Annotated in this window: 23 protein-coding genes; all 23 read right to left on the bottom strand. The window is 33.9% G+C overall.

What is annotated here, in order from left to right; genetic code table 11:
* Window position 1: 1 nt before the first annotated feature.
* Entirely contained in the window at window positions 2-370 is a 369-nt protein-coding gene (rplN, locus tag N4A55_RS03155; protein ID WP_113672529.1) for a 50S ribosomal protein L14, read from the bottom strand.
* A 31-nt stretch (window positions 371-401) separates the two neighbouring features.
* Window positions 402-659: a 30S ribosomal protein S17 gene (gene rpsQ / locus N4A55_RS03150; protein ID WP_113672530.1), complete on the bottom strand. Its 258-nt coding sequence runs from the start codon at window positions 657-659 to the stop codon at window positions 402-404.
* Between the two features lie 20 nt (window positions 660-679).
* Window positions 680-889, bottom strand: a complete 210-nt coding sequence (gene rpmC / locus N4A55_RS03145) for a 50S ribosomal protein L29 (protein WP_293754058.1) — start codon at window positions 887-889, stop codon at window positions 680-682.
* Window positions 876-1316, bottom strand: a complete 441-nt coding sequence (gene rplP / locus N4A55_RS03140; protein WP_293754057.1) for a 50S ribosomal protein L16 — start codon at window positions 1314-1316, stop codon at window positions 876-878. The genes rpmC and rplP overlap by 14 nt, the downstream gene beginning before the upstream one ends.
* Complete coding sequence (gene rpsC, locus N4A55_RS03135; protein ID WP_113672533.1) at window positions 1316-1975, bottom strand: 30S ribosomal protein S3; 660 nt, start codon at window positions 1973-1975, stop codon at window positions 1316-1318. Before rpsC ends, rplP begins: the two co-directional genes overlap by 1 nt.
* Before the next feature lie 15 nt (window positions 1976-1990).
* Window positions 1991-2377 carry a 50S ribosomal protein L22 gene (gene rplV, locus N4A55_RS03130; protein ID WP_293754056.1) on the bottom strand — a complete coding sequence of 129 codons (387 nt, stop codon included), beginning with the start codon at window positions 2375-2377 and terminating at the stop codon, window positions 1991-1993.
* A 36-nt stretch (window positions 2378-2413) separates the two neighbouring features.
* On the bottom strand, window positions 2414-2695 hold the full coding sequence (rpsS, locus tag N4A55_RS03125) for a 30S ribosomal protein S19 (RefSeq protein WP_293754054.1): 282 nt from the start codon (window positions 2693-2695) through the stop codon (window positions 2414-2416).
* Window positions 2696-2721: 26 nt separating this feature from the next.
* Window positions 2722-3558, bottom strand: a complete 837-nt coding sequence (gene rplB, locus N4A55_RS03120) for a 50S ribosomal protein L2 (protein ID WP_293754052.1) — start codon at window positions 3556-3558, stop codon at window positions 2722-2724.
* Window positions 3559-3655: 97 nt separating this feature from the next.
* The gene (gene rplW / locus N4A55_RS03115; protein WP_293754051.1) at window positions 3656-3955 is read right to left on the bottom strand and encodes a 50S ribosomal protein L23; all 300 of its coding nucleotides are present in this window, start codon (window positions 3953-3955) and stop codon (window positions 3656-3658) included.
* On the bottom strand, window positions 3955-4575 hold the full coding sequence (rplD, locus tag N4A55_RS03110; RefSeq protein WP_293754050.1) for a 50S ribosomal protein L4: 621 nt from the start codon (window positions 4573-4575) through the stop codon (window positions 3955-3957). Before rplD ends, rplW begins: the two co-directional genes overlap by 1 nt.
* 26 nt (window positions 4576-4601) lie before the next feature.
* Window positions 4602-5231, bottom strand: a complete 630-nt coding sequence (gene rplC, locus N4A55_RS03105; RefSeq protein WP_212693109.1) for a 50S ribosomal protein L3 — start codon at window positions 5229-5231, stop codon at window positions 4602-4604.
* Window positions 5232-5340: 109 nt separating this feature from the next.
* Window positions 5341-5652 (bottom strand): 30S ribosomal protein S10, encoded by a 312-nt coding sequence (gene rpsJ, locus N4A55_RS03100; protein WP_113672540.1) that lies wholly within the window; start codon window positions 5650-5652, stop codon window positions 5341-5343.
* 456 nt (window positions 5653-6108) lie between these two features.
* Window positions 6109-6774, bottom strand: a complete 666-nt coding sequence (locus N4A55_RS03095; protein WP_293754047.1) for a hypothetical protein — start codon at window positions 6772-6774, stop codon at window positions 6109-6111.
* A 72-nt stretch (window positions 6775-6846) separates the two neighbouring features.
* Complete coding sequence (locus tag N4A55_RS03090; protein ID WP_293754045.1) at window positions 6847-7752, bottom strand: hypothetical protein; 906 nt, start codon at window positions 7750-7752, stop codon at window positions 6847-6849.
* A 284-nt stretch (window positions 7753-8036) separates the two neighbouring features.
* On the bottom strand, window positions 8037-8693 hold the full coding sequence (locus N4A55_RS03085; protein WP_293754044.1) for a GyrI-like domain-containing protein: 657 nt from the start codon (window positions 8691-8693) through the stop codon (window positions 8037-8039).
* Window position 8694: 1 nt separating this feature from the next.
* Window positions 8695-8979 carry a helix-turn-helix transcriptional regulator gene (locus N4A55_RS03080; RefSeq protein WP_293754042.1) on the bottom strand — a complete coding sequence of 95 codons (285 nt, stop codon included), beginning with the start codon at window positions 8977-8979 and terminating at the stop codon, window positions 8695-8697.
* 442 nt (window positions 8980-9421) lie between these two features.
* Window positions 9422-10612: an elongation factor Tu gene (gene tuf, locus N4A55_RS03075; protein WP_293754040.1), complete on the bottom strand. Its 1191-nt coding sequence runs from the start codon at window positions 10610-10612 to the stop codon at window positions 9422-9424.
* Window positions 10613-10768: 156 nt separating this feature from the next.
* Window positions 10769-12856 (bottom strand): elongation factor G, encoded by a 2088-nt coding sequence (gene fusA, locus N4A55_RS03070; RefSeq protein ID WP_293754039.1) that lies wholly within the window; start codon window positions 12854-12856, stop codon window positions 10769-10771.
* A 186-nt stretch (window positions 12857-13042) separates the two neighbouring features.
* Window positions 13043-13513, bottom strand: a complete 471-nt coding sequence (gene rpsG / locus N4A55_RS03065; protein WP_293754037.1) for a 30S ribosomal protein S7 — start codon at window positions 13511-13513, stop codon at window positions 13043-13045.
* 211 nt (window positions 13514-13724) lie between these two features.
* The gene (gene rpsL / locus N4A55_RS03060; RefSeq protein WP_293754036.1) at window positions 13725-14138 is read right to left on the bottom strand and encodes a 30S ribosomal protein S12; all 414 of its coding nucleotides are present in this window, start codon (window positions 14136-14138) and stop codon (window positions 13725-13727) included.
* Between the two features lie 41 nt (window positions 14139-14179).
* Entirely contained in the window at window positions 14180-14419 is a 240-nt protein-coding gene (locus N4A55_RS03055; RefSeq protein WP_330666295.1) for a ribosomal L7Ae/L30e/S12e/Gadd45 family protein, read from the bottom strand.
* Between the two features lie 142 nt (window positions 14420-14561).
* On the bottom strand, window positions 14562-18122 hold the full coding sequence (gene rpoC / locus N4A55_RS03050) for a DNA-directed RNA polymerase subunit beta' (protein ID WP_293754033.1): 3561 nt from the start codon (window positions 18120-18122) through the stop codon (window positions 14562-14564).
* A gap of 17 nt (window positions 18123-18139) precedes the next feature.
* Window positions 18140-21991 (bottom strand): DNA-directed RNA polymerase subunit beta, encoded by a 3852-nt coding sequence (rpoB, locus tag N4A55_RS03045; RefSeq protein WP_293754032.1) that lies wholly within the window; start codon window positions 21989-21991, stop codon window positions 18140-18142.
* Between the last annotated feature and the right edge of the window lie 471 nt (window positions 21992-22462).

Raw genomic sequence — 22462 nt, 5'->3', positions numbered from 1 at the left:
CCTATAATACTTCTGGTGCTAATGATAGGATTTTCATGTATTTTTTCTCTCTTAACTCTCTAGCAACAGGTCCAAAAATACGAGTTCCTTTTGGTGTCTTATCATCTTTGATTATAACCGCTGCGTTTTGGTCAAATTTGATATAAGAACCGTCTTTACGACGTGCACCTTTTTTAGTTCTAACTACTACAGCTTTAACTACTTCACCTTTTTTTACAACGCCACCTGGTGTTGCATCTTTAACAGTAGCAACTATAACATCTCCAATGTTTGCATATCTCCTAGTTGATCCGCCTAATACTCTGATGCAAAGGATTTCTTTTGCACCTGTATTATCTGCAACTTTAAGTCTGGATTCTTGTTGGATCATTAGATGAACCTCCTTTCAGCAAATACAAAGCTTATTTTGCTTTTTCTACTATTTCTACTAATCTCCATCTTTTATCTTTTGATAATGGTCTTGTTTCCATAACACGTACTCTATCGCCAATGCCACATTCATTTTTTTCATCATGGGCTTTTAATTTGTAAGTTCTTTTTACAACTTTTCCGTATAATGGATGCTTTACGTTATTTTCAACAGCTACAACAACTGTCTTATCCATTTTATCACTAACTACTCTACCTATACGAACTTTACGTAGATTTCTTTCAGCCACTTGAATTCCTCCTTCCAAGGTTACTTAGCAACCTTTAATTGCTCAGTTATAATTGTTTGAATTCTAGCTATATTTTTTCTAACCTCTTTAATTCTACCTGTATTATCTAATTGGTTAGTCGCATTTTGAAATCTTAGGTTAAATAATTCTTTCTTTGCAGTAACTAAATCTTCATTAAGTTCTGCAGCAGATTTATTTTTTAATTCTTCAATGTATTTAGTTGACTTCACAATTATCACCGCCTTCTAGCTCTGCACGAGAATAAACTTTGCATTTACATGGCAACTTGTGCAAAGCAAGTCTTAATGCTTCTCTAGCTACTTCTTCTTCTACTCCAGCAATTTCAAACATTACACGGCCTGGCTTTACTACTGCTACCCAGTACTCAGGTGATCCTTTTCCTTTACCCATTCTTGTTTCAGCAGGTTTTGCTGTAACTGGTTTATCAGGGAAAATTTTAATCCAAACTTTACCACCACGTTTGATGTAACGAGTCATAGCAACACGGGCAGCTTCTATTTGATTGGATTTTATCCAGCAAGGCTCTAATGCAACAATACCATATTCACCGTAATTGATTTTGTTTCCTCTTAACGCTTTACCTTTCATGTTACCACGAAATTGTTTACGGCGTTTAACTCTCTTTGGAATTAACATTACTTCCCTCTCCCTTCTCTCTTAGTAACTTGACCAGGAAGAACTTCGCCATTATAAATATATATTTTTACACCGATTTTTCCATATATAGTATTTGCTTCAGCAAATCCATAATCTATATCTGCACGAAGTGTCTGTAGAGGAATTGTTCCCTCATTATATGATTCTGTACGAGCCATTTCTGCTCCACCTAAACGTCCTGAGCAGATAGCTTTAATTCCTTTTGCTCCTGCTTTCATTGTTCTTCCCATTGATTGCTTCATAGCTCTACGGAAAGATACACGATTTTCAAGTTGAAGTGCAATGTTTTCAGCAACTAATTGAGCATTTTTTTCTGGTCTTTTAACTTCAACTATATTCACAATTACTTTACTAGCAGTCATTTTTTGTAATTCAGTTCTTAATTTTTCAATTGATGAACCGCCTTTACCAATAACAATACCAGGTTTAGCTGTGTGAATGTTAATTTTTACTCTTTCTGATGCTCTTTCTATTTCTATTCTAGATACACCAGCTGAATACAATCTTTTTTTAATATATGTTCTTAATTTATTGTCTTCTATTAAAAGGTCTGCAAAATCCTTTTCTGCGTACCACTTTGCATCCCAGTCTTTAATAATTCCGACTCTTAATCCATGTGGGTTGACTTTTTGTCCCATTCTTTCCCTCCTTATCTATCTTTCGTTAAGAATGATTGTGATATGACTAGATTTCTTTTCTATTCTATACGCTCTACCTTGTGCTCTTGGTCTTATTCTCTTCATTGTAGGTCCTTTGTTAGCAAAAGCTTCTTCAACGTATAAGTTAGCTGGATCTAATCCATTATTATTCTCAGCATTAGCTATAGCTGATTTTAAAACTTTTTCTATGATTCTAGCACCGTTTCTAGGTGTGTAATTTAATATACCTACGGCTGCACCTACATCTTTTCCTTTAATTGTATCAAGTACAATTTTAGCTTTTGTTGGTGAAACTCTAGCATAGGATACCTTTGCTTTAGGTCTAGTATCTTTGTTAGCATTTCTTTCTCTTTTTATCTGACTTCTATGCCCTTTAGCCATTATAAATTAGCCTCCTTCCATACTGCATTTACCGCATTAACGTACTTTTGATTTCTTTTCGTCTTTTCCGTGACCTCTATAAGTTCTTGTTAGCACGAATTCTCCTAATTTATGTCCTACCATATCTTCGCTTATATAAACAGGTACATGTCTTCTTCCATCATGAACTGCAATAGTATGACCTAGCATCTCAGGGAAAATAGTGGAACGTCTTGACCATGTTTTAATAACTTGTTTATCGCCTTTTTCATTTAATACTCTTACTTTTTTTAGTAAGTGTTCATCTGCGAAAGGTCCTTTTTTAAGTGAACGAGACATTAATTCAAACCTCCTTTTAGTGGTTATTATTTTTTACTTGAACGTTTTCTTATGATATATTTATTAGAATGCTTATTTTTCTTTCTAGTTTTGTAACCAAGTGCTGGTTTACCCCAAGGAGTCATTGGACTTGGACGACCAACAGGTGCTCTACCTTCTCCACCACCATGTGGATGGTCATTAGGGTTCATAACAGAACCACGAACTGTAGGACGGATACCCATATGACGTTTACGTCCAGCTTTACCAACTGTAATAAGTTCATGATCGATATTTCCAACTTGACCTATTGTAGCTTTACAAAGGATTGGAACTAATCTCATTTCTCCAGATGGTAATCTAAGTGTTGCAAATTTACCTTCTTTTGCCATAAGTTGCGCTACATTACCAGCTGAACGAACTAATTGTCCACCTTTACCTGGTTTTAACTCAATGTTGTGAATACTAGAACCTACTGGAATATCTTTAAGTTGTAATGCATTTCCAACTCTGATTTCAGCTTCTGATCCACTCATTACTTTGTGTCCCACTTTTAATCCGTTTGGTGAAAGAATATATCTTTTTTCTCCATCCACATATTGTACTAATGCAATATTTGCTGAACGGTTTGGATCATATTCAATAGCTACTACTTTACCTGGAACACCATCTTTATTTCTTTTGAAATCTATCATTCTATATTTAATCTTAGACCCGCCACCACGGTGTCTTACTGTAATCTTACCTTGATTATTACGTCCAGAATGTTTTTTTAGACTTACTACTAATGATTTCTCAGGAGTTTTTTTAGTAATCTCCTCAAAAGTAGAACCTGTCATATGTCTTCTGGAAGGTGTATAAGGGTTGTATTTTTTAATACCCATGAATTGCACTCCTTTCAAAAGTATATTGACACACGCTACCGTGTGTATCTTCTAACTATCTAACTACTAGTCGTTTATACTTTAATTATATTGTTTATTACATACCTTCAAAGAAATCTATTTCTTTGCTACCTTTTGTTAACTTAACAATAGCTTTCTTTGTCTTAGCAGTCTTACCAAAAGTCATACCTCTTCTTTTTACTTTACCAATATTATTCATAGTATTAACTTTTTCAACTTTTGTTCCTTCGAACATTTTTTCTACTGCTTCTTTTACTTGAGTTTTCGTTGCTTCTGGATGAACTAAGAAAGTGTATTTTCTGTCAGCCATAACTTCCATACTTTTTTCAGTAACAACAGGTTTTAATATTATGTCATAATATTTTAAATCAGCCATTATGCATACACCTCCTGAATTGTAGCAACCGCATCTTTAGTTACCACAAAAGTATCATATTTTAGAATGTCGTATACATTAATCGTATTTGTTAATGCTGTTTTTACACCTCTGATATTACGAGTTGATAATACAACATTTTTGTCATTATCATTTAAAACTACTAATGCTTTTTGTACCTTTAGATTAGCTAAAACTTCACTCATCTTTTTAGTTTTGATTTCATCAAGTTTTAATTCATCAACAACAATAAGTTTATTATCATTTACTTTTGCAGTTAATGCTGATTTTAATGCCGCTCTTTTTTCTTTTTTATTTAATTTAATAGAATAATCTCTTGGCTTTGGAGCAAATACAACTCCACCACCTGTCCAATGTGGTGCACGAATTGATCCTTGTCTCGCTCTACCTGTTCCTTTTTGTCTCCAAGGCTTAGCTCCGCCACCTCTTACTTCTGAACGAGTTTTTGCACTTTGTGTGCCTTGGCGTTTATTTGCAAGCTGTCCTACAACTGACATATGCATTAAGTGTTCGTTTATTTCTACACCAAATATATTGTCATTAAGTTCTATTTCTTCAACTTGTTTACCTTCCATGTTGTAAACAGAAACTTTTGCCATGATCGTTCCTCCTTCCTACGTATTAACTAAGCTTTTACGCTATTTACTATTGTTACTATTGATTTTTTAGGTCCTGGCACAGCACCTTTAATTAAAAGTAAGTTGTTCTCTACATCTACTCTTACTACTTCTAAGTTTTGAACAGTTACATTCTCACTACCCATATGTCCAGGTAACTTTTTACCTTTGAATACTCTTGAAGGTGAAGAAGCACCACCCATAGATCCAGATACTCTGTGAGACTTAGAACCGTGACCCATTGGTCCTCTTGATTGGTTATGTCTCTTAATTGAACCTTGGAATCCTTTACCTTTTGATACACCAGATACATCAACTTTGTCACCAATTTCGAATGTATCAGCTTTAATTTCATTTCCTACTTCAAATTCCTCTGCATTATCAAGTCTAAACTCTTTTATATGCTTTTTGAAGCTAACGCCTGCTTTGTCAAAATGACCTTTCATTGGCTTATTAGTGTGTTTTTCTTTTCTCTCACCAAATCCAACTTGTACAGATTTGTAACCATCGTTTTCAAGTGTTTTTACTTGAGTTACTACACATGGTCCAGCTTCTAATACTGTTACCGGTACTAACTCTCCACTTTCTTCAAATATTTGAGTCATACCAACTTTTTTTGCTATAATAGCTTTTTTCATTTCCTTTGCACCTCCTAATAATCTACAGCGGATTACACATAAGTGTAATCATCCTAGATGGTTTATAGTCTATATATAAACCTCTAAGGGATATTATACTATCGTATAATTATTTAACATCTACTTTGATATCTACCCCTGCAGGTAGTTCAAGTCTCATTAAAGCATCTACTGTCTTAGCTGTTGGCATAAGAATGTCAATTAATCTTTTATGAGTTCTTTGTTCGAATTGTTCTCTGGAATCTTTGTACTTGTGTACAGCTCTAAGAATAGTTACTACTTCTTTCTTAGTAGGTAGTGGAATTGGTCCGCTCACCTTAGCACCAGTTTTCTTAGCTGTTTCAATAATTTTCTTTGAAGATTGATCGATTAATTGATGATCGTATGCTTTTAAGCTAATTCTCATTTTTTGACTTGCCATAAAAAAAGTCGCCTCCTTTTCGTACTCTAGTACGACAAGTGGTGACTGTACATCGCTCCGTGCGTATCATATATCCTACACACCTCAAATCAAGCCTACATCGCTTTGACTTTATATTGTACAGTGACCTTGCCGCCAGTTTCTTGAACATGACATTCGCTCCATGTGAATTACCCGCTTATGCGGCAACCTCACACTTCTAAGCTATCTTTGTCACAGCATTTATTAGTATACACTAAGAATCACCATAATGCAAGGGGTTTTCAATATTTTTTATGTTTTTTCTTTATTTTTGTAAACAACTACATAAATGTAAAAAAGAGTCAGTTTTATTGGAATATATTATTATTTTTACCAAAAAACAGTACCCATAGGCACTGTCTATTAATTTTGTATACATTTTAAGCTAATCTATTGTATATTAATTCTATTCTACTATAATAATAAGTACATAAATTATCTATTATATTTTCTAAATATAGCATATGGTTTAATTATAAAAAAAACAATAATAATATAAATGAATAGTATTAACATATATATCCCGTTAATATCGTACATATATTTAGCAGTTTTATACATTGGTTTTTGTTTAATTATATCAGTAATATCCTTATTATTATTATCAAAACCCCTAATTTCTCCGATTTCAAAGGTATCACTACCTATATATTTAATAAAAAAATCATTATCATTAATATCAATAATCCTCTTATCTTTACCATCAAAAGAACTTATTTGAATTGTTTTCAAACTATTTCTATTATTACCAGCTATAAATAATCTACCTTTTATTCTATTAATGACAAATAAACCTTGTGAGTATGACCTATCTATCTCAAGTATTTTAATTCTACCACATAACCCTTTTTTAAACAATACTGTTAAACAACGTACATCATTATTATTATTAATCATTTTTGAAGAAACAAGATATAATACGAATTGATTATTTATATCAATAGATGTTTCAATTCTTAAGTCCTCTAAATCAATTTCCTTTTTGAGTTGTTTTTCTAATATACTAACTTCTGATGTAAATGAATATTCTATTAGATAGATACTAGTTAAAACTAAACATAAGCATATTAAACTGACTAATAGTTTCTTCCATTTTTTCATAACTATCTCCTAACTTTAATACTAGGATACCATAAAAAATTTTCAATATACAGAGATTAAATAATCTATATATTACTCCACAAAAAATGTTTTTACATCGCATTTAGTATCAACGAATGTTGTAGGCGTTATGCTAATCGAAAACTTACTTCCACTTAAACTTGCACTTGGTTTAATGGTAAATATTGAATGTCCATATGCCCACGATACTTGAACTGCAGTATTCGTAATATCTGGATTATACAGTATCCCGTTAAAGTATCCTTTTTTCACAACATCCAATGGATATTCATTTGTACTTAAATCAACAGGGAATTTTACGCTTGCAAGATTATCATTAACTTTAATTGAAACTGGATAGGCATTATACTCTGTATGTTGTCCATCTGTTATATGTTCTCTTGTTATAGCTACATTTACATTTGATTCATCAAATATCAAACTACCATCTGTTGTTTTCCACGCTAACGCCATTATATCTGTATACTTACATAATGGTGGCTTAACCCATTCAAATGACATTGTTATTGCAAATGCTGTTTTCATTATCCTTCCTTTATATTCAATATTATTTTTCAAATAATGTTGTGGCAAATATATTTCTACCTCACCAGCAACACCTTTTAACAATTCTATTGATCCATCATATGTTTTTACTGAATTAATTTGGCTTTCATTATACCCTTTTCTAGTTAATTCAACCTGTGATAAACTACTTAATTTTAGAGCATCAGCCTTTAATTGTTTAACTCTTTCGTTATTATTGTTTGCATTATCAATTGCTACTGCCATATCATATTCATTTATTCTCATTTTATGCTTAGCATTTTTTTTACTATATTCAAGCACCTCATCGACACTCATATTTTTAAATTTATTAATAATAGTACTTAAACTTGTATCCTCTTTAGCTAAGGATGTCGTATTAATCACTAAAATCAATGCAAAACACATAACAATAGAAAATAATTTCTTCATTCTTAATTGCTCCTTAATTTTTAAATTTTTATGTTATATATTACGCGCAATGTATTAACATTATTTATTATATATTATAATATTAAATTGTCAAGTTGTTTTATTGTTATATTTTAATTTATTTTATATATATTATATTTTGTTTGAATTAATTATAATTAAGTACATTTTAAATCTCCGTTCAAAATAATTCAAGCAAATCAATCTAATAAAACGCTTTATAAATATTGACATTATTCTTATAAAAGACAGTACCCGTAAGCACTGTCTTTTTGTACCTCATATTATTTTCTTTTCACCATTACCATTATATCCATTTCAGGCGGATTCTTAATAATATCAACTGGAGCACTCTGTACCTGCTGTGATATAGGATGATCTTTCAAACACCTATAATCATAATACTCTACAGCAAAATCACTTATCATATCATAATCACTATTAGGCAACCACGTCTGTAGAAGATAAGCCATAGCTTTATCCAAAGCAGCATTAGTCAATTCAAAGAAATTCTCAGCCGAAAAAGTACATACTACATACAAACCCTTTGGTACAACATATTGATGTAACCTATCATCATTACTATCAAATCTATCAACCTGTACTGATGCCAAATAATTAAATCTCCCTTGTTTCTCAGATGGAAAAGATATTCCACACTCCACCTTCACATCACTTTGATCAGGTATTTGACTCTTTACCTCAACATACTTATTCCAAGCCACCCCAAGAGTATCCTGTCCTGCCAACCCCATTTCACATTCTTCTACAATCCCCATTAACTTAATATCTTCACCTATTTCCTTAACACCAAATTCTATCACCACACCTAAAGCTACCAAAGGAACTCCTATATCCACAGCTCTATATTTCAGAGATAAATCAGGCTTATAAAAATGAGCAAGGGGTATCTCCCTCTTCTTATATTCACTAGGCGTCATACTATACCGACTTGAATGCCCTCGTAAAAGTCTCCGAACTATTAAAACCATTCTCAAAAGCGATATCCGTAATCTTTCTACCATCTTTGATATCCTCAGAAGCCCTAGCAACTCTTCTCAACCTAACATATTCCATTACTGTAACACCAACCAGCTTATAAAACAATCTCTGAAAATAAAACTTCGACAACATCCCCATCTCCGCCAACATATCAACACACATATCCTCATCCAAATGCACTTCAATATAATCAATAACTCCTTTCATTTCCTTATACTCATACATTATTTATTTCTCCTCCTTAGATTTATTGATTATATTATATCATCCCTCCATAACTCTTTCTTGATGATAAATGCCTTATTCTCAATATTTTTTTACTAGATCATAGATATATGATTACAAATTCTTTTCACATAATACTCTTAGTATACCTTATCATAAATAACAATTACCTTCTAAAATATGACAACCGAAACGTCCCCATATTCTGTAACCACTAGCCCAAACCATAGGGGTATTAGTAATAGGTTTAACGCAGACCGACCGCTTCTCAGGGTAAGGCAAGTTAAACCTATTACTAATACCCCCTCTACTGGAGTCAAAATACCCTACAAATAAACTTCTCAATATACACCAAAAAATACCCATAAAGATAGTTAATTTTGCAAAACAAAAAGCAGTGCATTCAAGCACTGCTTTCCCTATATTAAATAATCAACTTATATTATTCAATAATTTCTGCTACTGATCCAGCACCTACAGTTCTTCCACCCTCACGGATAGCGAAACGTAAACCTTTTTCCATAGCGATTGGAGCAATAAGTTCGATTTCCATTTCTACGTTATCACCAGGCATACACATTTCTACACCTTCTGGAAGGTTGATTACACCAGTGATATCAGTAGTTCTGAAGTAGAACTGTGGTCTATAGTTTGAGAAAAATGGAGTATGACGTCCACCCTCTTCTTTTTTAAGAACATATACTTGAGCTTTAAACTTAGTATGAGGAGTAATTGAACCAGGCTTAGCTAATACTTGACCTCTTTCAATTTCTGTTCTTTGAACACCACGAAGTAATGCACCGATGTTATCACCAGCTTGAGCTTCGTCTAATAATTTACGGAACATTTCTACTCCTGTACAAACAACTTTTCTTGAATCGCCAATTCCAACGATTTCAATTTCGTCAGATACGTGAAGTACTCCACGCTCAACTCTACCAGTTGCAACAGTACCACGACCAGTGATTGAGAATACGTCCTCTATAGGCATTAAGAAAGGCTTGTCAATATCTCTTTCTGGAGATGGAATATAAGCATCTACTTCTTTCATTAAGTCTAAGATTTTGTCTCCCCACTCTGATGATGGATCTTCTAATGCTTTTAAAGCAGAACCCATAACGATAGGAATATCATCACCTGGGAAATCATATTCAGATAATAATTCTCTGATTTCCATTTCAACTAATTCTAATAATTCTTCATCATCAACCATATCACATTTGTTCATGAATACAACGATGTATTGAACACCAACTTGGCCTGATAAAAGGATATGCTCACGAGTTTGAGGCATTGGACCATCTGCAGCTGAAACAACTAAGATAGCACCGTCCATTTGAGCAGCACCAGTAATCATGTTTTTAACGTAGTCAGCATGTCCTGGGCAATCTACGTGTGCGTAGTGTCTTCCTTCTGTTTCATACTCAACGTGTGCTGTTGAGATAGTAATACCACGTTCTCTTTCTTCTGGAGCCTTATCGATATTATCAAAAGCAACTGCTTCTCCAGTTCCTAATCTTTCGTGTAAAGTTTTTGTAATTGCAGCTGTTAATGTTGTTTTACCATGGTCAACGTGTCCAATAGTACCAATATTAACGTGTGGTTTGGTTCTTTCATATTTAGCTTTAGCCATTTAAAATCTTCCTCCTTTTATATCTAGGGCAAATCCCCTAATTTGTCCATTCATTTCTGAATTGGTCTCTTTTTCAATTATATTTTATTAAAATAAATTTTGCAAGTTTTTTATTGTTATTTAATATTACAATATTGTTATCGTATAAAACAACAATTAATTAGTTGCTCTACCTGCAATAATCTTTTCTTGAATTGATTTTGGTAGTGGCTCAAAATGATCAAATTGCATTACATAAGTTCCTCTACCTTGAGTCTTGGAACGTAAGTCTGTTGCATAACCAAACATTTCTGATAATGGTACAAATCCGTGGATTTGTTGAACACCATTACGTGGTTCCATACCTTCAATACGTCCTCTACGTGAGTTGATGTCACCAATAACATCACCCATGTAATCTTCTGGTACTGAAACGTCAACTCTCATGATTGGTTCACAAAGAGTTGCTCCACCTTTTTTCATAGCTTCTTTGAATGCCATTGATCCAGCAATTTTGAAAGCCATCTCAGATGAGTCAACATCATGATATGATCCATCATAACAAACCGCTTTAATACCAAGTACAGGATATCCTGCTAATAAACCACTACTCATTGCTTCCCTAATTCCATTATCTACTGCTGGGATATATTCTTTTGGAATAGAACCACCAACTATAGAATTAACAAATTCGTAAGTTTCTTCGCTATTAACGTCCATTGGTGAGAATCTAACTTTACAATGTCCGTATTGTCCACGTCCACCTGATTGACGTACAAATTTACCTTCTACTTCAACTTCTTTAGTAATAGTCTCTTTGTATGCAACTTGTGGTTGACCTACGTTAGCTTCTACTTTGAATTCTCTAAGTAAACGGTCAACAATGATTTCAAGGTGAAGCTCACCCATACCAGAAATAATTGTTTGTCCTGTATCGTGATCAGTACGTGTTTTGAATGTTGGATCTTCTTCAGCAAGTTTTGCAAGAGCAATACCCATTTTTTCTTGACCAGCTTTAGTTTTAGGCTCTATAGCAACGTGGATAACTGGCTCTGGGAATATCATTGATTCAAGTATTACAGGATGTTTATCATCACATAAAGTATCTCCAGTTGAAGTAACTTTTAATCCAACTGCTGCTGCGATATCTCCTGAGTAAACTTTATCAATTTCTTCTCTCTTGTTAGCATGCATTTGAAGGATACGTCCCATACGTTCTTTTTTATTCTTAGTTGAGTTATATACATAAGAACCTGAATTAGTTGTTCCTGAATAAACTCTAAAGAATGCTAATTTCCCAACAAATGGGTCTGCCATTATCTTAAATGCTAATGCTGAGAAAGGTTCTTCGTCTGAAGATGGTCTTTCTACTTCTTCTTCTGTATCTGGGTTGATACCTTGAATAGCAGGTACATCTATAGGAGCTGGCATATAATCAACAACTGCATCCAATAATTTTTGTGCACCTTTGTTTCTATATGCTGTACCACATAAAACAGGAATAATCTCAACGTTTATTACTGCTTTTCTTAGAGCTTTCTTCAATTCTTTTTCTGTAAGCTCTTCTCCTTCAAGATATTTTTCCATTAATTCTTCATCCGTTTCAGCGATTGCTTCAACCATAGCTTCTCTATATTCTTCTGCTTGATCAGCTAAATCTGCTGGGATGTCTTCTTCAGAGATATCTTGACCAAGGTCATCTTTATAAATAAATGCTTTCATTTTCATTAAATCTATAAGACCTACGAAGTCATCTTCTGCTCCGATTGGTAATTGAATTGGCACTGCATTAGCACCAAGTCTATCTCTCATCATATCTACTGCATTATAAAAGTCTGCACCCATAATATCCATCTTATTAACAAATGCCATTCTAGGTACTCTATATTTATCTGCTTGACGCCAAACAGTTTCAGATTGTGGCTCTACTCCACCTTTTGCACAAAATACACCTACAGAACCATCTAAAACACGAAGAGAACGTTCTACTTCTACTGTAAAGTCAACGTGCCCCGGTGTATCAATGATGTTAATCCTATGATTCAGCCATTGACAAGTTGTAGCTGCGGAAGTAATTGTTATTCCTCTTTCCTGTTCTTGTTCCATCCAGTCCATTTGAGCTGCACCTTCATGAGTTTCCCCAATCTTGTGAGTTCTTCCTGTATAGAATAAGATACGTTCTGTTAGTGTTGTTTTACCTGCATCAATATGAGCCATAATCCCAATGTTTCTAGTTCTTTCTAGTGGGAATTGTCTTCCAGCCAAAGTTATTCCTCCTTTGGTAATCTAAAGTTACTTAGCTACAATTTATTGATTATTATGCGGAAACATAAGCTTCCGCATATATTTGTTTAACAACACATTATCATATGCATTATTAGTAATTTTGTGAAATTATATACATTAACTTCAAAAATAATATTTGAGTAATGTATCTGGTTGCAACTACTATTAGAATCTGTAGTGTGCAAATGCTTTGTTTGCTTCTGCCATTTTATGAGTATCTTCTCTCTTCTTAACTGAAGCACCAGTATTATTTGCTGCGTCCATTATCTCAGCAGCTAAACGATCTACCATAGTTCTTTCTCCACGCTTACGTGTATAAATAGTTAACCAACGAAGTCCTAAGGCTTGTCTTCTCTCTGGTCTAACTTCCATAGGTACTTGGTAAGTAGATCCACCAACACGTCTAGCTTTAACTTCAAGAACAGGCATAATGTTATTCATAGCTTCTTTAAAAACTTCTACTGCATCTTTTCCAGTTTTTTCAGCTACCTTTTCAAATGCTCCATATACAATTTTTTGTGCAACTCCTTTTTTACCATCTAACATAATGTTATTGATAAGTTTAGTTACCACTTTATCACTGTACATTGGATCAGCTAATACTTCTCTTTTTTGGATATGTCCTTTACGTGGCACGGCTCTTCCCTCCTTAATAATAATTAATTCTTCGGTACTCATGAATATAATTAATATTCATGTTACGTGCTCGGTATATCGTAATATATATATAATCCTGCAACCTACAGGTAATATTCCAATTTTACCTAGCACTAATTAGCAAATTACTGAAGTCAGGCTTCATATGCTATTTACTAATTATCTAATTCTAGTAAACATTACTAAAGAATTATTTTTTTGGTCTCTTAGCTCCGTATTTTGAACGTGATTGTTTACGGTCAGCTACACCAGCTGTATCAAGTGTACCTCTAACAATATGATAACGTGTACCAGGTAAGTCTTTTACCCTTCCACCTCTTAGTAGAACAACACTATGTTCTTGTAGGTTATGTCCTTCACCAGGAATATAGCCTGTTACTTCAATACCATTAGTTAAACGAACCCTTGCAATTTTACGAAGAGCTGAGTTTGGTTTTTTTGGAGTGGCTGTTTTTACTGCAGTACAAACACCTCTTTTTTGTGGTGATGATACATTAGTAGTTCTCTTGTGTAAAGAGTTATAGCCTTTTTGAAGAGCAGGTGCTGTTGATTTCTTAGTTGATACTGCTCTACCTTTTCTTACTAATTGGTTAATAGTAGGCATCTATTTCACCTCCTGTAATTTCTTTAAGATGCCCTAACATCTTATTTAATTAGTGCTGCGGTTGCTGTTTTAACTTCTACATCGCAAACTGAACCTAATTCCTCCATAGTATCAATATAAACTACAGGGATTTGTTTACTCCCTGCTAATTCAATGGGTCTAATAGTTACTTCATCCTGTGCGTCTTTTGCAACATAAAGTACTTCTACCTCTTCATTTTCAAGAGCTTTGAGAGTCTGTTTTAACCCAATTACTTTGGAATTAGTTTTTAATCGGTGCACATAAATCATCCCTTTCGGTCACTTAAAAAACTATTACAATGCACACTGCTGAATTTTAACACTATTTTTTATAAATGTCAAGGATTTTAATAAAACACCCTAGATTTTATTAAAATCCAAGGTGTTATTTGCATTTTTAACTCTATTCTTCAAAGAGAACGTCGTCAATTAATGGTTCATCTTCAACGTATTTTTCAATTCCAACATTTCGGTATCTTTCCATACCTGTACCAGCTGGTATAAGCTTACCGATGATTACGTTTTCTTTTAATCCAATTAGAGGATCTGATTTACCTTTTATTGCAGCTTCAGTCAAGACTTTTGTAGTTTCTTGGAAAGATGCTGCTGATAAGAATGAATTAGTAGCCAAGGATGCTTTTGTTATACCAAGCATAACTTGAGTTCCTTCAGCTGATTCTAAACCATTGCTAGCAAGTTCTTCATTAATCTTTTCAAATTCTAACCTATCAACTAGACTCCCTGGTAAGAAATCACTATCACCACTATTTTCTATTCTTATTTTCTTTAACATCTGTCTAACAATAACCTCTATATGCTTATCGTTAATTTCCACACCTTGAAGTCTATAAACACGCTGAACTTCTTGGAGCATATAGTCTTGAACACTTCTGCTACCTTTGATTTTCAAGATATCGTGTGGGTTAACACTACCTTCTGTCAATTCATCACCAGCTTCAATTACATCACCATCCATTACCTTGATTCTTGAACCATATGGTATTAGATACGCTTTGCTTTCGCCAGTTTCTTCATTTGTGATTACTACTTCACGTTTTTTTCGTGTATCATTTATTCTAGCTAATCCACCAAATTCAGCTATTATAGCTAATCCTTTTGGTTTTCTAGCCTCAAAGAGTTCCTCTACACGAGGAAGACCTTGTGTTATATCGTCTCCAGCAATACCACCTGTATGGAAAGTACGCATTGTAAGCTGCGTGCCTGGTTCTCCAATTGATTGTGCCGCAATAATACCAACAGACTCCCCTACTTGAACAGGTAATCCCGTTGCCATATTAGAACCGTAGCATTTTGCACAAACTCCTATTTCTGATCTACAAGTAAGTACTGTCCTTATGTGAACATTATCAATACCTGCATCCACAACAGCTTTTGCTTTTAATGGTGTAATAAGAGTATCTTGTTCAACTATAACCTCACCAGTTTCTGGATGTTTTATTTCATCAACAGACCATCTACCAGTGATTCTTTCTTGTAGACTTTCAATTACTTCATTACCATCTTTGAATGCTTTTATCCACATACCGGGAGCATTGTCTTTATCACAACAGTCATGTTCTCTAATGATTAAGTCTTGAGAAACATCTACAAGTCTTCTTGTCAAATATCCTGAATCGGCTGTACGAAGAGCAGTATCAGCAAGTCCTTTTCTAGCACCGTGAGCAGAAATAAAGTATTCAAGTACGTCTAGTCCTTCACGGAAGTTAGATTTGATTGGTAATTCAATAGTCTTACCTGATGTATCCGCCATAAGTCCACGCATACCACCTAACTGTTTAATCTGCTTATCAGAACCTCTGGCTCCAGAGTCAGCCATCATGAAGATATTATTATATTTTCCAAGTCCGCCAAGTAAGGCTTCTGTAATTGTATCATCTGCATTTTTCCATGTTTCAATAACTTTTAAACGTCTTTCTTCATTAGTCATGAATCCACGTTTAAATTGTTTTGTTATCTTCTCTACTGTTTCTTCTGCATTTTTGAGTATTTCTTTTTTGCTTGCAGGTACTTCCATATCCGAAACAGATACAGTTAATGCACCTCTTGTAGAGTATTTGAAACCAAGTTTTTTAATACCATCAAGAACTTCTGATGTCTTGGTTGAACCATGTGTATTGATACATCTATATAGTATATCTTTTAATTGCTTTTTACCTACTAAGAAATCAATCTCATATTTGAATTTGTCTTCAGGCTTATTTCTAGTTGCAAAGCCAAGATCTTGTGGTATGGCTTCATTAAATATAATTCTACCAACAGATGTTTCAACGAATTGTTGTTTAACTTCGCCTTCTATTTCCATTGTTCTTCTTACGTATACTTTTGCATGTAGAGTTACTTCTCTATTTTCATATGCAAGCATAGCTTCATTTTCATCTTTGAAATAGTAACCTTCACCTTTTTCTCCCTCTTTTTCAAGAGTTAAATAGTAAGTACCAAGTACCATATCCTGTGAAGGAACAGATACTGGAGCACCATCTGAAGGTTTCAATAAGTTATTAGGTGAAAGAAGTAAAAATCTACACTCAGCTTGAGCTTCTACTGATAATGGTACATGGACAGCCATCTGGTCACCATCAAAGTCGGCATTATAAGCTGTACAAACTAAAGGATGTAGCTTAATTGCCTTTCCTTCTACTAATACAGGCTCGAATGCTTGAATACCTAAACGGTGAAGTGTAGGAGCACGGTTAAGCATAACAGGATGTTCTTTGATAACTTCTTCTAATACATCCCATACGTCTGATTCTAATCTTTCAACCATTTTTTTAGCTGATTTTATATTATGGGCTAAACCATCACTAACTAATTTTTTCATTACAAATGGTTTAAACAGTTCAATTGCCATCTCTTTTGGTAAACCACACTGGAATATCTTAAGTTCTGGACCTACAACGATAACTGAACGTCCTGAGTAGTCAACACGTTTACCCAACAAGTTCTGTCTGAAACGTCCTTGCTTCCCTTTTAACATATCAGATAATGATTTTAATGGTCTATTACCTGGTCCTGTTACTGGTCTACCTCTTCTACCATTGTCTATAAGTGCATCTACCGCTTCTTGAAGCATTCTTTTTTCATTACGTACAATAATATCAGGTGCTCCAAGATCAAGTAATCTTTTAAGTCTGTTGTTTCTATTTATAACTCTTCTATATAGATCATTTAAATCAGATGTAGCAAATCTTCCTCCATCCAATTGAACCATTGGTCTAAGATCAGGTGGGATAACTGGTACAACCTCCATAATCATCCATTCTGGCTTATTATTGGATTTGAAAAAGGCATCTACTACTTCTAATCTTTTTATTATTCTAGCTCTCTTTTGTCCTGATGATTCTCTTAGAGCTTTTCTTAATTCTATTGATTCTTTTTCTAATTGAATATTAGCTAATATCTCTTTTATAGATTCTGCTCCCATACCAGCTCTAAATTTATTGCCGTATTTTTCATAAGCATCTCTATATTCTTTTTCTGTCAAAATTTGTTTGTATTGTAATCCTGTTTCACCAGGGTCTATTACAATATATGACGCAAAGTATAATACTTTTTCAAGAGTTCTTGGAGATAAGTCAAGGATTAATCCCATTCTACTTGGAATACCTTTAAAATACCATATGTGAGATACAGGCGCTGCTAATTCAATGTGTCCCATTCTTTCTCTACGTACTTTGGACTTTGTTACCTCAACACCACAACGATCACATACTACACCTTTATATCGTATTTTTTTGTACTTACCGCAATGACACTCCCAGTCTTTGCTAGGTCCAAATATCTTTTCACAGAACAAACCATCTCTTTCTGGTTTTAGCGTCCTGTAATTAATTGTTTCAGGTTTCTTTACTTCTCCCTTTGACCATTCCCTAATTCTTTCAGGAGATGCTAAGCCAATCTTAATAGCATCAAAGCTTACTGATTGCTCTATATTCTCGTTTGGCACTCCCTTACACTCCCTTCTTACTTTTCATCGTCAAATAATGTTTTTTCGTCTGATATTATAAAATTATCTTCATCAAATTCATCATAACTCTCATGTTCTATATCATCAAACAGTTCATCCGTTTCTGAAGTCTCTTTTTTACCAGCTCCACCACTTACTGCATCTGGAGAAACATATTCATCTTCTTTTCCTTCTAAGTTAATAGATAAGTCATCTGCATCATCCATATTTTCCTTGATTTCTACTTCTGTAGCATCACTTCTAAGAATTTTAACATCAAGAGCTAAGGATTGTAATTCTTTTAATAATACCTTGAATGATTCTGGTATTCCTGGTTCTGGTATGTTTTCACCTTTTATAATTGCTTCGTAAGTTTTTACACGTCCTACTACATCATCAGATTTTACTGTCAATATTTCTTGAAGTGTATAAGCAGCACCATATGCTTCTAGTGCCCATACCTCCATCTCACCGAATCTCTGTCCACCAAATTGTGCTTTACCGCCCAAAGGCTGTTGAGTTACTAGTGAATAAGGTCCAGTTGATCTAGCATGAATCTTATCGTCAACTAAATGGTGAAGCTTAAGGTAATGCATATATCCTACGGTAACAGGATTATCAAAGTATTCTCCTGTTCTACCATCTTTCAAGTAAATCTTACCGTCTCTTGAAATTGGAACACCTGCCCACTCTTCACGATGAGCTTTGTTTTCATCTAAATATTTTAGCACATCAGGTCGTAATAACTCACCGTATTTAGAAGCAAATGTATCAAATTCTTCATTAACGTAATCATTAGCAAGCTCTAATGTATCCATAATATCATCTTCGTTTGCTCCATCAAATACAGGTGTAGCAATCTTGAATCCAAGTGCTTTTGCAGCTAATCCTAGATGGACTTCAAGTACCTGTCCTATGTTCATACGGGATGGTACCCCTAGTGGGTTAAGCACGATATCAAGTGGTCTACCGTTTGGTAAAAATGGCATATCTTCAACTGGTAAGATTCTAGAGATTACACCTTTGTTACCATGACGTCCAGCCATCTTATCTCCAACTGAGATTTTTCTTTTTTGTGCTATATATGCTCTAACGGATTGATTTACTCCTGGTGGTAATTCGTCTCCGTTTTCTCTAGTAAATACTTTTACATCAACTATAATACCTGTTTCTCCGTGTGGTACTCTTAGGGATGTGTCTCTAACTTCTCTGGCTTTTTCACCAAATATTGCTCTTAGAAGTCTTTCTTCTGCTGTTAATTCTGTTTCACCTTTTGGTGTTACTTTACCTACTAATATATCATTAGCACGTACTTCTGCTCCAATTCTTATGATACCTCTTTCATCAAGGTCTTTCAGAGCATCTTCACCAACACCTGGTACATCTCTAGTAATTTCTTCTGGTCCAAGCTTAGTGTCTCTTGCTTCTGCTTCGTATTCTTCTATATGAACAGATGTATAAACATCTTCTTTTACTAGATTTTCACTTAATAGGATAGCATCCTCAAAGTTATAACCTTCCCAAGTCATAAAACCGATTAGAGGGTTTTTACCTAATGCTATTTCACCATGATCAGTTGATGGTCCATCAGCAATGACTTCCAAGGCTTCGACTCTTTGACCTTTATTCACTATTGGTCTTTGGTTAATACATGTTCCTTGGTTACTACGTGAAAACTTTTGTAGTTTATAAATATCTCTTTGTCCGTCATCTGTTTTGATAACTACTTTTTTGGAAGCAACTCTTTCTACAACACCTGGTCGTTTAGCAATAATTACTACACCAGAGTCAATAGCTGCTTTATGCTCCATACCTGTACCTACAATTGAAGAGTCAGTCATTAGCAATGGTACAGCTTGTCGTTGCATATTTGATCCCATTAGCGCACGGTTGGCATCATCATTTTCCAAGAATGGAATCATTGATGTCGCAACTGAGAACAACTGTTTTGGTGATACGTCCATTAAATCAATGGTATTCGCATCCATTTCTAATATATCTTCTTTATGTCTACCTGTAACGTATTTGTGTAGGAAGTGTCCTTCTTCATCTAGTATTTCATTCGCTTGTGCTACTCTATAATTTTCTTCTTCATCAGCTGTTACATAGATTACTTCATCTGTAACTACTGGAACTCCAGAAGATTTATCAATTTTTCTATATGGTGCCTCAATAAATCCATATTCATTAATTCTTGCATAACAAGCTAATGAGTTAATTAGTCCAATGTTAGGTCCTTCAGGTGTTTCTATAGGACACATTCTACCATAGTGGGAGTGATGGACGTCACGAACCTCGAAACCTGCACGCTCTCTTGAAAGACCACCTGGTCCAAGAGCTGACAAACGTCTTTTATGAGTCAATTCAGCGAGAGGATTATTCTGATCCATAAACTGTGACAACTGTGAACTACCAAAGAATTCTTTAATAGCTGCTGTAACAGGTCTTATATTTATTAGTGTCTGTGGTGATATCCCATCGCTATCTTGTATTGTCATTCTTTCTCTAACAACACGTTCTAGTCTAGATAAACCTATTCTAAATTGGTTTTGTAATAATTCACCTACGGCACGAATTCTTCTATTACCTAAATGGTCAATGTCATCTTTATTTCCTATACCATATTCTAAAGCAATGTTATAGTTAATTGAAGCTAATATATCTTCTTTAGTTATGTGCTTAGGTACTAATTTGTGTATGTTTCTCTTAATAGCTTCCTTTATTTCTTCTATGTCATCGTATTCTTCTAATATTTCTTGTAATGCTTTGTAATATACTCTTTCATATATATCAAATTCTTTTGGGTCTATATCTACATATTTAGTTATATCTACTGCTAGATTAGACAGTACTTTTACTTTTCTATCTTCAACCGTAACCCAAATATATGGTATAGCAGCATCTTGAATATTATCTGCTATTTCTTCAGTAATTACAGTTCCAGCTTCTGCCATTACTTCACCAGTTGTTAAGTCAACAACTGATTCTGATAAAGGAAAACCTTTAACTCTATTTTTTAGTGCTAATTTTTTGTTAAATTTATATCGTCCTACTTTAGCCAAATCATATCTTCTAGGATCAAAAAACATTGTATTAATTAATGACTCAGCGCTTTCTACTGTTGGTGGTTCTCCCGGTCTTATACGCTTATAAATCTCAATTAACCCTTCTTCGTAAGACGTTGTTCCATCTTTTTCAATACTTGCAAGTATTTTAGGCTCTTCCCCGAATAAATCCACAATAGCTGCATCTGTTCCGATACCTAATGTTCTTATTAATACTGTTATTGGTACTTTTCTTGTTCTGTCAACACGCACGTAAAAAATATCGTTAGAATCAGTTTCATATTCTAACCATGCGCCTCTATTAGGAATTACTGTTGATGAGAATAATCTTTTACCAATCTTATCAAAATTAATTCCATAGTATATTCCAGGCGAACGAACTAATTGACTTACAATAACTCTCTCAGCACCATTAATTATAAATGTACCTGTTTCTGTCATTACAGGTAAGTCACCCATGAAAATTTCATGTTCATTAATTTCATCTTTTTCCTTATTAATCAGTCTGACTTTTACTTTTAACGGAGCTGCGTAAGTGGCATCTCTTTCTTTGCATTCTTCAATTGTGTACTTTAATTCTTTATTAAGTGAGAAGTCTATAAGTTCTAGTACCAAGTTCCCACTATAATCTGTAATAGGGGATATATCACGAAATACTTCCTTAAGTCCTTCTTTTAAAAACCATTGATAAGAGTTTTTTTGTACTTCTATTAAATTTGGCATGTCTAGGACTTCTTTTTTTCGGGAGTAACTCATTCTAAGGCCTCTCCCGATCTTCATAGGTCGAATTCTGTTTTTTTCCATGTACGTTTCACCCCTTGGCTAAATTTAAATTTATCTAAAAATACTATGATTTTTGGCTAAAAATTAATATATTGCCAGTATCATCATGTATCATTAATCATCTTTTATATCATTGACATCTATTATATTATTATTCATTTAGAATACTAAATGGTCTTATATCAGTTAAAATCAACTCTTGAGAGTTATTTTCGTTTTCTATTATTTGTTAAGTTTTTTGTATACACGACTAATGAGCATACAACTCCACAATAATGCATTATCAAATGTTACCACACATTAGAATGTGTGTCAATAAGTTTTTGGGTTTTTTTAGATTATTATTCTTCGAATTGAAATTTGTACTTTGGATGAATAAGTCTGTGTCACTAGAAATTAATAAAAGCGACCTGAGTCGCAATTTAATAAGAATTAATTAGAATAATAATTAACAATTTATTTACTTATAGATTTTATTTCTTCTTAATTAAG

The organism is Vallitalea sp., assembly GCF_025211055.1.
Taxonomy (GTDB): Bacteria; Bacillota; Clostridia; order Lachnospirales; family Vallitaleaceae; genus Vallitalea.
This window is presented reverse-complemented; position numbering and strand designations above follow the sequence as displayed.

Coding starts and splice junctions, on each gene's coding strand:
- rplN (WP_113672529.1), bottom strand. CDS start 370: ATGATCCAACAAGAATCCAGACTTAAAGTTGCAGATAATACAGGTGCA.
- rplP (WP_293754057.1), bottom strand. CDS start 1,316: ATGTTAATTCCAAAGAGAGTTAAACGCCGTAAACAATTTCGTGGTAAC.
- rpsC (WP_113672533.1), bottom strand. CDS start 1,975: ATGGGACAAAAAGTCAACCCACATGGATTAAGAGTCGGAATTATTAAA.
- rplV (WP_293754056.1), bottom strand. CDS start 2,377: ATGGCTAAAGGGCATAGAAGTCAGATAAAAAGAGAAAGAAATGCTAAC.
- rpsS (WP_293754054.1), bottom strand. CDS start 2,695: ATGTCTCGTTCACTTAAAAAAGGACCTTTCGCAGATGAACACTTACTA.
- rplB (WP_293754052.1), bottom strand. CDS start 3,558: ATGGGTATTAAAAAATACAACCCTTATACACCTTCCAGAAGACATATG.
- rplW (WP_293754051.1), bottom strand. CDS start 3,955: ATGGCTGATTTAAAATATTATGACATAATATTAAAACCTGTTGTTACT.
- rplD (WP_293754050.1), bottom strand. CDS start 4,575: ATGGCAAAAGTTTCTGTTTACAACATGGAAGGTAAACAAGTTGAAGAA.
- rplC (WP_212693109.1), bottom strand. CDS start 5,231: ATGAAAAAAGCTATTATAGCAAAAAAAGTTGGTATGACTCAAATATTT.
- rpsJ (WP_113672540.1), bottom strand. CDS start 5,652: ATGGCAAGTCAAAAAATGAGAATTAGCTTAAAAGCATACGATCATCAA.
- N4A55_RS03095 (WP_293754047.1), bottom strand. CDS start 6,774: ATGAAAAAATGGAAGAAACTATTAGTCAGTTTAATATGCTTATGTTTA.
- N4A55_RS03090 (WP_293754045.1), bottom strand. CDS start 7,752: ATGAAGAAATTATTTTCTATTGTTATGTGTTTTGCATTGATTTTAGTG.
- N4A55_RS03085 (WP_293754044.1), bottom strand. CDS start 8,693: ATGACGCCTAGTGAATATAAGAAGAGGGAGATACCCCTTGCTCATTTT.
- N4A55_RS03080 (WP_293754042.1), bottom strand. CDS start 8,979: ATGTATGAGTATAAGGAAATGAAAGGAGTTATTGATTATATTGAAGTG.
- tuf (WP_293754040.1), bottom strand. CDS start 10,612: ATGGCTAAAGCTAAATATGAAAGAACCAAACCACACGTTAATATTGGT.
- rpsL (WP_293754036.1), bottom strand. CDS start 14,138: ATGCCTACTATTAACCAATTAGTAAGAAAAGGTAGAGCAGTATCAACT.
- rpoB (WP_293754032.1), bottom strand. CDS start 21,991: ATGGAAAAAAACAGAATTCGACCTATGAAGATCGGGAGAGGCCTTAGA.